Below are 12,606 nucleotides of genomic sequence, written 5' to 3' on the forward strand. Positions count from 1 at the left end.
AGATCTGGCCGCACCCTCGGCCGATCGGGCGACGGAGATCTGGCCGTTATCCAGTGAAGATTACCCAAAGTTAGATCAGGTTTACTCTTAACCTTGTGATTTGCGTTACAAGATCAAGCGGCCGTTCGGGGGTACCGGAGGGCCGGAAAGGGGGCAAACGAGGGAAATAACCGGTTGCCCAGCGGTGTTGAAGGACGTTTGCCCCGCTCCCGGTGTTTCAGCGAGAGCTCCGGGGGTATCGAGTGCACCGGCTTCAGGGGCGCCCGAGTGCTGGTGAGGCCCGCGATCCCCCTGCTGGCGGGCCTGGGCGGGCCCGGCTTGCTAGCGTCGCCGTCGATGACTTCGCGCTCACGGCACCCCGGTGGCACCTCCGCCGGACAGGCCGTCCCCGGGACCGCGTCCGCCGAACTTCTCCGGAGCGAACCGGGCGCCCGCCCGCGAGCGCTCCTGCTGTCGGCGGGGCTGGTGTCGGCCGGTGCGGTCGCGCTGGCCGTCGGTGCGCTGCTGCCCGTCGTCCGGGGTGGTTCACCCGGGTTCACCGCCGCGCCGTTGCTGGTCGTGCTGGCCTTGGCGCCCGCCGTGGCCGTGCTCTACGCGGTGTCGACGGGACGTTCAGGGCTCACCGCCGGGCTGGTGCTCGGGCTGACCGCGCTCGCGCCCGGTCGGCTGCTGGTGGACCTGCAGTTGCTCGCGGACGGATCGCTCGCCGCGCGGCCGGAACTGTTCCTCGCCGATCGACTGCTCGCGTTGCCTCCGGCCGGGCCGGGACTGTGGCCGCTGGTGGCGGGCCACCTCCTCACTCTCGCCGCCGGGGCGTTCGCCGCGGGAGCCGCCCGCGACGAGGCCGAACTGGCGGGCGAACTCGACGGACGGCGCCGGTGGCGGCTGCTCGGGCCGGTGCTCGGCGTCACGGGCGGGATCGGCCTGCTGCTCGCCCCCCTGGGTTCGGGCAACGCGTACCTGCTGGCCAAGAACGCCTTCGAGGGGCCGACGGTCGCGATGGCCGGGTACCTGCTGCTCGCGGCCTTGCTCCCGCTGACCGTGCTCGTGGCGGTGAGTTCCCCCTCGGCCGCCGTCGGCAAGGGCGGGTTCGCGGGTGCGGGCCTGGCGGCGCTCGCGGTCGGCGTGCCGCCGATGGTCGCGGGGCTGGTCGTGGACCGGCTTTCGGTCGCGCCGGGTTCGGTGCTGGTGACCGTCGCGGGTCTCGCGTTGTCCGGACTGGCCTGCACCAGGTTCGACGTCGCGGAAGCCGGCGAGGCGGTCACCGGTGACCTGGCCGGTGAGGCCAGGCTGCCCGGGCTGTTCTGGTGGCGGCTGGTCACCGGCGGGCTGGCGCTGCTCGCCGCCGCGGCCGCGGTCGCCGGCGCGCTGACCCCGGTGCTGAAGGCCAATGGCGCGACACCCGTACCGGAGACGCCTTCGCGCTGGCTGTTGCTCGGTGCCGCCGTCGTACTCGCCGTGCCCGCTCTGTTCGTCTTCGTGCCGCGGCTCTCCGCGTTCGCCAGAGGAGTCGTCGCGGCCACCTGGGCGGGCGTCGTGCTCGCGGGGGCCGCCGTGCTGAGCGCGGCCTTGTCCGTGACCGAGGACAAGGCCGTCGATCCGGCGCTGTTCGGCGTCGATCTCCCGCTGCCGCTGCCGGACAAGGTCGGCTACTCGGCGGGCCCTGGCGTCACGTGGACCTTCGTCGCGCTCGCGCTGGCGGCCGTGGCCGCGCTCGCCGCCGTGATCACCGGGGTGGTCGAGCGCGACGACTCCGAAGACGGCGGAATGGACGAACCGCGAGCGAACGGGAACGTGCTCACCCCCCTCGTCGCGGCGGCGGTGCTGGCGATCGCCGCTTTCGGCACGCCGGTGTTCACCGCGCCCGGCTACACCGCTGCGGGTCTGTGGTCGGACTTCGGCGCGGCGTCGTGGGGGCTGCTCGGCGCGCTCGCTGTCGTGCTCGGCCTGTACGCGCTCGTCGTGCGCTCGAGGCCGGTCGCGGCCGCGAGCGCCTTGGCCGGTGCCGCGCTGGTGCTCGGCCTGCGGGCGGCGGAACTGCCGCTCGTCGGCTCGGAGTACGACGGCTCCTCGGCGGGGATCGGGTTCTGGCTCGCGCTGGGCGCTGCCGTCGTCTCCCTCGTCGCGGCCGGGATGGCCGCCGCGGGCTCGCGGCGGTCCGAGTGACGCGTCGTCTCCTTCGCGTCGTCCTGGCCGAGTTCGGCGTCGAGGAGGGTTCGGCGGTCGCGCTCGGGAGACTGCTGCGCGACGACGGTGTCGAGGTCGTCTACGCCGGACGTCTCGAGACGGCCGATCAGCTCGTCCGGACGGTCGAACAGGAGGATCCGGACATCCTCGGCGTCGTATGCGGCGAGAGCGCACCGGAAGGACTCGCCGACGCGCTCCCGGACGTCCTTCTCTTCGCGGTCGGTAACGGGCCGGGTGGGTTCGAGAACGCCTTCGAAAGCCTGGAAGAGGCGGCGAACTGGGTCTCCGGTGTGCGGTCTCACACCGTGGAAACACCGTCTGACCGCGTACGGTGACCGACTTCACCAGGTGCGGAGTCCCCTGCTTCTGCGCAGGTCGCTAACCTCGACTGGTCCGACAGCGCGGTCCGGCAACGGACCACCACAGTGGCGTGTCGTCAGGAGACTGGAGTAGTGGACCTCTACGAATACCAGGCGAGGGATCTCTTCGCCGCCCACGGAGTACCGGTTCTGCCGGGTGCCGTGGCAAACACCCCCGAAGAAGCCAAGGCCACCGCCGAGAAGATCGGCAACCAGGTCGTCATCAAGGCCCAGGTCAAGACCGGCGGCCGCGGCAAGGCCGGCGGCGTCAAGCTGGCCCAGACGCCCGACGAGGCCGCGGAAAAGGCCGAGGCGATCCTCGGTCTCGACATCAAGGGCCACATCACGCGTCGCGTGCTGGTGGCCGAAGCCTCGGACATCGCCGAGGAGTACTACTTCTCCTTCCTGCTGGACCGTGCGAACCGCACCTTCCTCGCGATGGCTTCGGCCGAAGGCGGCGTGGAGATCGAGCAGCTGGCCGTCGAGCGTCCCGAAGCGCTCGCGAAGATCCCGGTCGACGCGATCATCGGTGTCGACAAGGCGAAGGCCGTCGAGATCCTGACCGCGGGCAAGTTCCCGGAGAACGTGGTCGACGAGGCCGCCGACGTCGTCGTGAAGCTCTGGGAGACCTTCGTCTCCGAGGACGCGACGCTGGTCGAGGTCAACCCGCTGGTCCGTGACCCGCAGGACAAGATCATCGCCCTCGACGGCAAGGTCACCCTCGACGAGAACGCCTCGTTCCGTCAGCCGGGCCACGAGGCCCTGGTCGACAAGGACGCGGAGAACCCGCTCGAGGCGAAGGCCAAGGCCAAGGACCTCAACTACGTCAAGCTCGACGGCGAGGTCGGCATCATCGGCAACGGCGCGGGTCTCGTGATGTCCACTTTGGACGTCGTGGCCTACGCGGGCGAGAAGCACGGCGGCGTCAAGCCCGCCAACTTCCTCGACATCGGCGGCGGCGCTTCGGCCGAGGTCATGGCGGCCGGTCTGGACGTCATCCTCAACGACACCGACGTGAAGAGCGTGTTCGTCAACGTCTTCGGTGGCATCACCGCTTGCGACGCGGTCGCGAACGGCATCGTCGAGGCGCTGAAGATCCTGGGTGACGAAGCCAGCAAGCCGCTCGTCGTGCGGCTGGACGGCAACAACGTCGTCGAGGGTCGCCAGATCCTCGCCGACGCGAACCACCCGCTGGTCACCGTGGTGGACACAATGGACAACGCGGCCGACAAGGCCGCCGAGCTCGCCGCGGCAGGTGCGTGAGATGTCGATCTTCATCAACGAGAACAGCAAGGTCATCGTCCAGGGGCTCACCGGCTCCGAGGGCATGAAGCACGCGACCAAGATGCTGAAGTCCGGCACGAACATCGTGGGTGGCGTCAACGCCCGCAAGGCCGGCCAGACCGTCTCCGTCGAGGGCAAGGACCTCACCGTGTTCGGCACGGTCGAGGAGGCCATCAAGGAGACCGGCGCCGACGTTTCGGTCATCTTCGTGCCGCCGAAGTTCGCCAAGGACGCCGTCATCGAGGCGATCGACGCCGAGATCCCGCTCGCCGTGGTGATCACCGAGGGCATCCCGGTGCACGACTCGGCCTACTTCTGGGCGCACGCGGTCGCGACGGGCAACAAGACCCGCATCATCGGGCCGAACTGCCCCGGCGTGATCAGCCCCGGCAAGTCGAACGCGGGCATCATCCCGGCCGACATCACCGGTGCGGGCCCGATCGGTCTCGTGTCGAAGTCCGGCACGCTGACCTACCAGATGATGTACGAGCTGCGTGACATCGGTTTCTCGACCGGTGTCGGCATCGGCGGCGACCCGATCATCGGCACCACGCACATCGACGCCCTCGAGGCGTTCGAGGCGGACCCCGAGACCAAGGTCATCGTGATGATCGGCGAGATCGGCGGCGACGCCGAAGAGCGCGCCGCGGCCTACATCAAGGACAACGTGACGAAGCCGGTCGTCGGTTACGTCGCGGGCTTCACCGCGCCCGAGGGCAAGACGATGGGCCACGCCGGCGCCATCGTCTCCGGCTCCTCCGGCACGGCCGCCGCGAAGAAGGAGGCCCTCGAGGCCGCCGGTGTCAAGGTCGGGAAGACCCCGAGCGAGACCGCCGTCCTGGCGCGCGAGCTGTACAACAGCCTCTGATCTTCGGAGACTGACGCTTTCCCCGGCGGGCCGGGCGCCTCACCAGGTGCCCGGCCCGCCGGATCGCGTTTAGCCCGCTAAAGGCGACGCGCCCGCCGCGTCGCCTTTAGCGGGCTAAACGCGAAATGGGCGTCGCCGAGGGGGTTCCGCGTGGAACCCGATCGGGTGTACAGACGTCTCAGAGCCCGAGGCGTGGGGTGACCGTGCGTGCGCTAGCGTTCGAGCATCACAGCCGCCTCGTTTGTCCCGGGAGTCCCGCGCGCCCCGGGGTGCCGGTCCAACGACAGGAGAGCATTCGGATGTCCTATCCCAGCGGTGGGCCCGGCTACCCCCAGCAGGGTGGCGGCCAGCAACCCCCTCAGCCTCACCCCGGCTCGGGAGCCTTCCCCCAGCAGCAGGCGCCGTCGTCACCGGCGAGCCCGCTGAACCTGGCGCTGCTGCTCGCGCTCGCCGTCACCGTCCTCGGCCTGGTGCAGTTCTTCATCGGCTTCTCCGACGAGGCCGACGCCGCTGGGCAGGTCTCGGTCTTCCTCCTGGTCAGCGGTCTGCTCGCGGCACTGCACGCGTTGCCGCGCGGCCCGAAGACGCTGCCGTTCGCGGCGTTGTTCAGCGTCCTGGGCGCGTTCGGCGGCCTCGACCTGATCATCGGCTACGGGAGCGGTCGCGAGGATGTCTCGGTCCCCGGCATCCTCACCGTGGTGCTGATCCTCGGCATCCTGCAGATGCTGGTCGCGGTCGCGGCGCTGCTGTTCGAGCACGACGTCCTCAAGGTGCCCGCCGCGAAGCCGCAGCAGCAGGCGCCGCAGGGCCCGTACAGCCAGCAGTTCGCGCAGCAGGGCCCGCAGGGGCCGTTCGGCCAGCAGGGTCAGCAGGGCCCGGCCGCCACCCAGGTCCAGCCGTTCCCCGGCGCGGGGCAGCAGGGTCAGCAGCCCCAGGGCGAGCCGTCCGGTCCGTTCGCGCAGCCGGGCGGATTCCAGCCGCCGGTCACGCAGCCGCCGGGCCAGCAGGCCACGACGTACGCGCCGCAGCAGGGCCAGTTCTTCCAGCAGCCGCCGTCCTCGGAGCAGGGCCAGAACCCGGGCACGCCGCCGGGTGGTTTCGACCGGCAGAGCTGATCTTTCGCACCGAAAAGCACCCGCTGTGACACAGGGTCACAGCGGGTGCTTTTCGTTTTCCGGATTACCCGACCGGGTGGGTTGGGCCACGTGCGCCGTCCGGCGGCGGCGTGCCTCACCCGGACGGCCCAGTCCGGATGTCATGGTGCGGATCATGACGCTGCTCACCCGCGACGAACGCCCGCCGGGCGAAGAGCCGGTGAGCGACCTCGTGCCCGAGCCGGAGGTGTCCAGGGCGAAGCGGGTCCGGGTGTTGCTCGCCGCCGCCTGCGCGCCTTTGCTCTTCTCCTACACCGCCGTCGCGACCGTGCTCGCGGTGGTCGCGTTCGCGGCCGACCGGTCCCGCTTCTCCGCCACCGGCGCGCTGCTCGCCGCCGGGCCGGGCTGGCTCGCCGCGTGGCAGGTGGAACTCGATCTCGGCGGTCATCCGCTCGGCATCCTGCCGCTGCTGCCGACGCTCGTCGTCGCGTGGCTCGTGGCGAGGGCGGCCGCGCGCGCCGTGCGCCGGATCGGCGGCCGGACCCCGGCGGACGCCGTCCCGGTGGTGGCGGTGACAGCGGGGGCGCACGCGCTGTTCGGCGTGCTCATCGCCCTGATGGCGAGTGGATCGCCGATCGGGGTCAACCCGCTCACCGCTTTCTGCGTGCCGGGGCTGATCGCCGGGCTCGCCGCCGTCGCGGGAATCGCCAAGGTCTGCGGGCTGCCCGCCGCGGTGCGGGACCGGTTCGACCCGGTGGCCGTGCGGGGCCTGCGGGCGGGCGCGCTCGGCCTCGCCGCGATGATCGCCTGCGGCGCCGTGGTGTTCACCGCGGCCACCGCGCTCTCGTGGTCCACTGTGGACAGCCTGTTCGAGCCGGGCTTCGGCACGAGCTTCGGCCTGTTCGCGCTTTCCGTGGCGTATCTGCCGAACGCGATCGTCGCCGCGTTGTCCTTCACCACCGGGCCGGGTTTCTCGGTCGGTTCGCTGACCGTCGGCATGTTCGGCTACCGCGAAGGGCAGCTGCCGGGGGTGCCGGTGCTGGCGGGGATCCCGTCGCACCACGCGGTCTGGTGGCCCGCGTTGCTGCTCCTGCCCGCGCTGGCGGGAGTGCTGGTCGGCTGGAAGATCCGCACGATCGACGAGGATCCGATGCTGCGGATGCGGGCGGTCGCCGTCGCGGGCGCGCTCGTCGCGTTCGGGTGCGTCGTCCTCGGGACCCTCGCCGGCGGCAGGCTCGGCGACGGCCCGTTCGACCCGGTCAGCGTGCCGGTCGGGGTCGCGTCGGTGATCGCCTTCTGCTGGATCGTGATCCCCGGCGGTTTCGTCGCCTTCTTCGCCGGAGCGCACGAGCCGCCGGAGCCGCCAGGTGAACCCGAAGACGTCGCCGAAGCCGAGGAAGAAGAGCCCGTCGAGGACCAACCGGCGGAGGAAGCCGAAGCCGCGCTCGACGACGAGGAACTCGACGACGAGGCCGAGGCGGAACTCGCCCGGGAGCTGGGTGAGGACTTCGACGAAACCCCGGCGGAGCCCGAGCCCGAACCAGGGGCCGAAACCGACCTGGAGCAGGACACCGCTGTGACCGAGTCCACCGACGGGTCCGGCGACGAAAGCGCGCCCGGCGGCGACCGTTAGGGTTGTCGCGACCAGGTGAAGCGCCGTGCGCCCGAGTGCGTACCGCCGTGGCAAGGAGCCCGTTCTGGCTAGTCGGTTGGACCTGCCCACTCCGGTGAAGCTCGTCGTCCTCGCGTCCGGTTCCGGCACGCTGCTGCAAGCCGTGCTCGACGCCGTCGAAAAGCCGAACTTCCCGGCGAAGGTGGTCGCCGTCGGAGCCGACCGCACCGGGATCGAGGCGCTCACGCGGGCCGAACGCGCCGACGTGCCGTCGTTCACCGTGCGGATGGCCGATCATCCGGACCGCGCGGCTTGGGACAAGGCGATCACCGAAGCCGTCGCCGCCTATCAGCCCGACCTGGTCGTCTCGGCGGGGTTCATGAAGATCCTCGGCGCCGAATTCCTCGCGCGGTTCCCCGGCCGTGTGATCAACACGCATCCGGCGTTGCTGCCGTCGTTCCCCGGCGCGCACGCCGTGGCCGACGCGCTGGCGATGGCCGTCAAGGTCACCGGGTCGACGGTCCACTTCGTCGACGCCGGGGTGGACACCGGTCCGATCATCGCGCAGGAGCCGGTGATCGTGGAATCCGATGACGACGAGCATGTCCTGCACGAGCGGATCAAGGCCGTGGAACGCAGGCTCCTGGTGGAAACGATCGAAAAGCTCGGCCGGAGCGGGTGCGCGGTCGAGGGACGAAAGGTGAGGTTTTCGTGACTACCGCTCAGGGACAACGTCCCGTCCGGCGCGCGCTGATCGGCGTTTCCGACAAGGCCGGTCTGCTCGAACTCGCCACCGGGCTGCACGCGGCGGGTGTCGAGATCGTGTCGACCGGTGGCACGGCGAAGGTCATCGCGAACGCCGGGGTGCCGGTGACGCCGGTCGAAGAGGTCACCGGGTTCCCCGAGTCCCTCGACGGCCGGGTCAAGACGCTGCACCCGCGCGTGCACGCGGGCCTGCTCGCCGACCGTGACCGCCCGGAGCACGTCGAGCAGCTCAAGCAGCTCGACATCGCGCCGTTCGACCTGCTCGTGGTCAACCTGTACCCGTTCACGCAGACCGTCGCCTCGGGCGCGAGCCCGGAGGATTGCGTCGAGAACATCGACATCGGCGGCCCGGCGATGGTGCGTGCCGCGGCGAAGAACCACAACAGCGTCGCCGTCGTGGTCGACCCGTCCCGTTACGGCTGGGTGCTGGAGCGCGTCGCCGCCGGTGGTTTCGAGCTGACCGACCGCAAGCGGCTCGCCGCTCAGGCGTACGCGCACACGGCGGCGTACGACACCGCTGTCGCCTCGTGGTTCGCGAACGTCTACGCGCCCGCGGACGACTCCGGCTTCCCGGATTTCACCGGCGCTTCGTGGGAACGCGGCGACGTGCTGCGCTACGGCGAGAACCCGCACCAGAAGGCCGCGCTGTACAAGCACTGGCGGCCGGGTCTCGCGCACGCGGAGCAGCTGCACGGCAAGGCCATGTCGTACAACAACTACGTCGACACCGACGCCGCGCGCCGCGCCGCCTACGACTTCGACGCCCCGGCGGTCGCGATCATCAAGCACGCCAACCCGTGCGGGATCGCCGTCGGCGAGGACATCGCCGAGGCGCACCGGAAGGCGCACGCGTGCGACCCGGTCTCGGCCTACGGCGGGGTGATCGCGACCAACCGGCCGGTGAGCCGCGAGGCCGCCGAGCAGATCTCCGAGGTGTTCACCGAGGTCGTCCTGGCGCCGGACTTCGACGCCGAGGCGCTCGAGATCCTGCAGCGCAAGAAGAACGTGCGGCTGCTGAAACTGCCCGAGATCACGTCGCCGGATCCGATCGAGTTCCGGCCGATCTCCGGCGGCATGCTGGTGCAGACCGTCGACACGATCGCCGCCGAGGGTGACGACCCGGCGAACTGGACGCTGGCCACCGGCGCGGCCGTCGACGAGCGGACGCTGGCCGACCTCGAGTTCGCGTGGCGTTCGCTGCGCGCGGTGAAGTCGAACGCGATCCTGCTGGCGAACGACGGTGCGACAGTCGGTGTCGGCATGGGGCAGGTCAACCGGGTCGACTCGTCGCGGCTCGCGGTCTCGCGGGCGGGGGACCGGGCGAAGGGCTCCGTCGCCGCTTCGGACGCCTTCTTCCCGTTCCCGGACGGGCTCGAGGTCCTGCTGGAAGCCGGCGTCCGCGCCGTCGTCCAGCCGGGCGGCTCGATCCGCGACGCCGAGGTCATCGCCGCCGCCGAGGCCGCCGGGGTCACCCTGTACCTCACCGGTACGCGCCACTTCGCGCACTAGGCCGACTCGACTTTAGCGGGCTAATCGCGACGCGCAGATCGCGTTTAGCCCGCTAAAGGCGCACCCCCGGCAAGGACAAAGGCTTCTTCGCGGACGAGCGCATACCCGCCGACGTGCTCTCCGGCGAGGCCAAGTCGGTTGCCCTGGCTGCCTTCGATTCGGTGGGCTGAGCCCATCCGCCACCCGCGCCCGCGGCCGTCGTGCCATGCTGGCCGCGTGTCGCCTTTAGCGGGCTAATCGCGACGCGCGAGCGTACGCGAGGATCGCTAGGAGGATCGGTGCACCAGCCGCCGCAGGGGTATGGCCAGGGGCCGGGATACGGCCCGCCACCTGGGCAAGGAGGCCAGCCGGGCTACGGGCAGCAGCAGCCGGGATACGGCCCGCCCCCGGGGTACGGTCCGCCTCCCGGATACCCGCCGCCCGGTTACGGGCAGCCGCCCAAGAAGAAAAAGACCGGGCTCATCGTCGGCCTGATCGTGGGCGGCGTCGTGCTGCTCGGACTGGGCATCCCCGGTGGCATCTTCGCGTCGGAGTACTACTCGTCGGTCGGCAAGGCACCGGTCTCCGAGCAGCCGCCCACCGAATGCCAGGTCTCCCCGGAGGCCCTGAACAAAACGGTCACCAACAGCTTCCAGGGCTCTCGCGAGAACGAGATCAAGGCGGGACAGATCGTCACCAAGCAGCGAGGCTGCTCCTGGTCGGCGCCGGACGGTGACAACGTCCACGACCGCACCCTCCAGGTCATGGTGTACCGCCACGAAGGACCGGAGGCCGAGCAGCGGGCGGCGGAGTCGTCCGTCGGGTCGGCCGCGCCGTCCGAGCGCCAGCAGCAGGTGCAGGGGATCGGGGAGAAGGCGGTTCTCGTCTCCCTGGATACCGACAGCGCCTTCAGCGGCGCCGAGCTGCGGTTCACCCAGGGCGTGTACGTCGTCATCGTCACCTACAAGGGCTGGGACAAGGGGTTCTTCACGAACTCGCCGATCCCGCCCGGGGAGTCCGCCGAAGCGGCGAAGTCCGTCGGGGCCGAGCTCGCGAAGAACCTGCCCCGCTAGGCGTACAGGTAGTTCAGCCAGACCGTCCACGCCTTCTCGGCCTTGTCCGCGTCGGCGTCTTCGGCGAACAGGTGGTGGCCGATGCCGACAGGCCAGCCCCAGACGTTCCGGCCGTAGAAGCGGTACAACGCGTCCTCGGTGCGGACGCCGATGAATGCCGACGTCAGGTAGTCGACGACGCCTTCGACTCCGGGGACGTCGAGATACACCCGGTCGCCCGCGACCGCCGCGCCTAACGCGGTCCGCACGGCCTCGAACGCCTCCGGAGCTGTCGACGCTTCAGGCGCGTCGGCCTTGAAGTACTTCGCCTGACGCCGGTTGAAATGCGTCAGGTACTCGCCCAGCGAGTGGTGGTAGAACGCCGTGTGCCGCTTGCACGCGTCGTATTCGACGTCCCAGTCGTCGAGGACGGTGGTGTGCTCGTAGCGCAGGTACGTGCCGCCGTCCTTCGGTTCGAGGACGTACTCGAGGGTGTTGAACCAGCCCTTCTCGTCTTCGGCATAGGTGACGAAGCGTCGTGACGGCTTCCAGACGGTCACCATGCCGCCGTTCGGCGTGAGGCCGGATTCGGCGCCGCCGTCGCGCGGTTCGTACTGGATCGGCCAGAGCCAGCCTCCGCTGCCCGTGGTGATCGCGGCCCAGGTGTCGGCGGGTGTGGTGGGCATCAAGCCCTCGAAGCGGACCTCGGATTCCTTCGCCATGACTGTCCTCTCTCGTCTGCCTTCATAGAGGCGACGCCTGGCCAGGGGCGCTTTCGACAAACGGATCGCGTTTAGCCCGCTAAAGACGCTGTGACGCGAGTCACATTCCGGAGTGTCGAAGTGCGGGGGACGGCGGCGTCCCCGGGGTGTCCGCGAAGAAGGCGACCCGAGGAGAGCGACATGCAGCAGAGCAAGATCGACGAGATCCTGAACCGCCCGCTCAGCCAGGAGCTCCTGGCCCGTGACCTGGCCCGGCTGGCCTACACCGCGCTCGACGGCACGCCGCGGTCGATCCCGATCGGCATCCACTGGAACGGCGAGGAGATCGTCATGTGCACCCCGACGAACGCGCCGAAACTGCCGTCGTTGCGCCGCAACCCCGCCGTCGCCCTGACCATCGACACCGAATCGCATCCGCCGAAGATCCTGCTCCTCCGCGGCACCGTCGAGCTGGACCACGTCGACGGCATCCCCGACGAGTACATGCAGTGGAGCGGCACCTACGAGATGACGCCCGAGCAGCGGGTCGAGTGGGAGAAGCAGGTGCGGTCGCTCTACGACGGCATGGTCCGGATCGTGGTGACCCCGACCTGGGTCAAGCTCATCGACTTCGAGACCACGCTGCCCACCGCCGTCGAAGAGCTCATGCGCCGGCAGAGCGCCTGAAAGGAACTGTCATGACACTCAAGAGGCTGGAACACATCGGTGTCGTCGTCCACGATCTCGAAGCGGCCAAGGCCTTCTTCGTCGCACTCGGTCTCGAACTCGAAGGCGAGGCGTCGCTCAAGGGTGACACGGTCGATCGCCTCACCGGGTTGAAAGGGGTCCGGACGGATATCGCGGTGTTGCGCCCACTGGACGGCCACGGCGGGGTGGAGCTGATCAAGTACCAGGCGCCGTCCGGCCGGGAAGCCGATTCGCGAGCGCCGATGAACACGCCCGGCATCCGCCACTTCGTGTTCTCGGTGGAGGACATCGACGACGTCCTCGAACGGTTGCGGCCGCACGGTGCCGAACTCGTCGGCGAAGTGGTGCGATACGAGGACAGCTACCGGCTCTGTTACGTCCGCGGCCCGGAGGGGATCGTCGTCGAACTGGCGGAAGAGCTCGTACGTCGGGAAGCGTAGGAGAGAAGCCGCGTCTCGACGGATTCCCGCGAAGCCTTGCGCTGTCAG

At 70.0% G+C, this 12,606-nt stretch carries 12 protein-coding genes; 11 read left to right on the forward strand and 1 reads right to left on the reverse strand.

Going from position 1 to position 12,606, the window contains the following annotated elements:
• The first annotated feature begins 336 nt into the window (after positions 1–336).
• The 9 genes from HDA45_RS25070 to HDA45_RS25110 all read left to right on the forward strand — a co-directional run bounded on the left by HDA45_RS25070 (position 337) and on the right by HDA45_RS25110 (position 10,730).
• A complete protein-coding gene (locus tag HDA45_RS25070) occupies positions 337–2,166 on the forward strand; it encodes a hypothetical protein (protein ID WP_184899220.1) in 1,830 nt (609 codons plus the stop codon).
• The gene (locus HDA45_RS25075; protein ID WP_184899222.1) at positions 2,163–2,522 is read left to right on the forward strand and encodes a hypothetical protein; all 360 of its coding nucleotides are present in this window, start codon (positions 2,163–2,165) and stop codon (positions 2,520–2,522) included. The genes HDA45_RS25070 and HDA45_RS25075 overlap by 4 nt, the downstream gene beginning before the upstream one ends.
• A gap of 117 nt (positions 2,523–2,639) precedes the next feature.
• Positions 2,640–3,809, forward strand: a complete 1,170-nt coding sequence (sucC, locus tag HDA45_RS25080) for an ADP-forming succinate--CoA ligase subunit beta (RefSeq protein WP_184899224.1) — start codon at positions 2,640–2,642, stop codon at positions 3,807–3,809.
• Between the two features lies 1 nt (position 3,810).
• Positions 3,811–4,698, forward strand: coding sequence for a succinate--CoA ligase subunit alpha (gene sucD, locus HDA45_RS25085; protein ID WP_076163092.1), 888 nt, complete (start codon positions 3,811–3,813; stop codon positions 4,696–4,698).
• 299 nt (positions 4,699–4,997) lie between these two features.
• On the forward strand, positions 4,998–5,813 hold the full coding sequence (locus HDA45_RS25090) for a DUF5336 domain-containing protein (protein ID WP_184899226.1): 816 nt from the start codon (positions 4,998–5,000) through the stop codon (positions 5,811–5,813).
• Positions 5,814–5,955: 142 nt separating this feature from the next.
• Entirely contained in the window at positions 5,956–7,425 is a 1,470-nt protein-coding gene (locus HDA45_RS25095) for a cell division protein PerM (protein ID WP_184899228.1), read from the forward strand.
• A gap of 76 nt (positions 7,426–7,501) precedes the next feature.
• The gene (gene purN / locus HDA45_RS25100) at positions 7,502–8,119 is read left to right on the forward strand and encodes a phosphoribosylglycinamide formyltransferase (RefSeq protein ID WP_093935171.1); all 618 of its coding nucleotides are present in this window, start codon (positions 7,502–7,504) and stop codon (positions 8,117–8,119) included.
• Positions 8,116–9,678 carry a bifunctional phosphoribosylaminoimidazolecarboxamide formyltransferase/IMP cyclohydrolase gene (gene purH / locus HDA45_RS25105; RefSeq protein WP_184899230.1) on the forward strand — a complete coding sequence of 521 codons (1,563 nt, stop codon included), beginning with the start codon at positions 8,116–8,118 and terminating at the stop codon, positions 9,676–9,678. Before purN ends, purH begins: the two co-directional genes overlap by 4 nt.
• Before the next feature lie 278 nt (positions 9,679–9,956).
• Positions 9,957–10,730, forward strand: coding sequence for a hypothetical protein (locus tag HDA45_RS25110; protein ID WP_184899233.1), 774 nt, complete (start codon positions 9,957–9,959; stop codon positions 10,728–10,730).
• Here HDA45_RS25110 and HDA45_RS25115 read toward each other — a convergent pair.
• On the reverse strand, positions 10,727–11,431 hold the full coding sequence (locus tag HDA45_RS25115; RefSeq protein WP_184899235.1) for an SRPBCC family protein: 705 nt from the start codon (positions 11,429–11,431) through the stop codon (positions 10,727–10,729). The two genes, HDA45_RS25110 and HDA45_RS25115, sit on opposite strands and share 4 nt — an antisense overlap.
• Positions 11,432–11,611: 180 nt before the next feature.
• On the opposite strand from HDA45_RS25115, the gene HDA45_RS25120 reads away from it, so the two are divergent.
• Both HDA45_RS25120 and HDA45_RS25125 read left to right on the forward strand, forming a co-directional pair.
• A complete protein-coding gene (locus tag HDA45_RS25120; RefSeq protein WP_184899237.1) occupies positions 11,612–12,097 on the forward strand; it encodes a pyridoxamine 5'-phosphate oxidase family protein in 486 nt (161 codons plus the stop codon).
• Positions 12,098–12,108: 11 nt separating this feature from the next.
• Positions 12,109–12,558, forward strand: coding sequence for a VOC family protein (locus tag HDA45_RS25125; RefSeq protein ID WP_184899239.1), 450 nt, complete (start codon positions 12,109–12,111; stop codon positions 12,556–12,558).
• Positions 12,559–12,606: the final 48 nt, after the last annotated feature.

It is taken from the genome of Amycolatopsis umgeniensis (genome assembly GCF_014205155.1).
In the GTDB taxonomy this organism is placed as follows: domain Bacteria; phylum Actinomycetota; class Actinomycetes; order Mycobacteriales; family Pseudonocardiaceae; genus Amycolatopsis; species Amycolatopsis umgeniensis.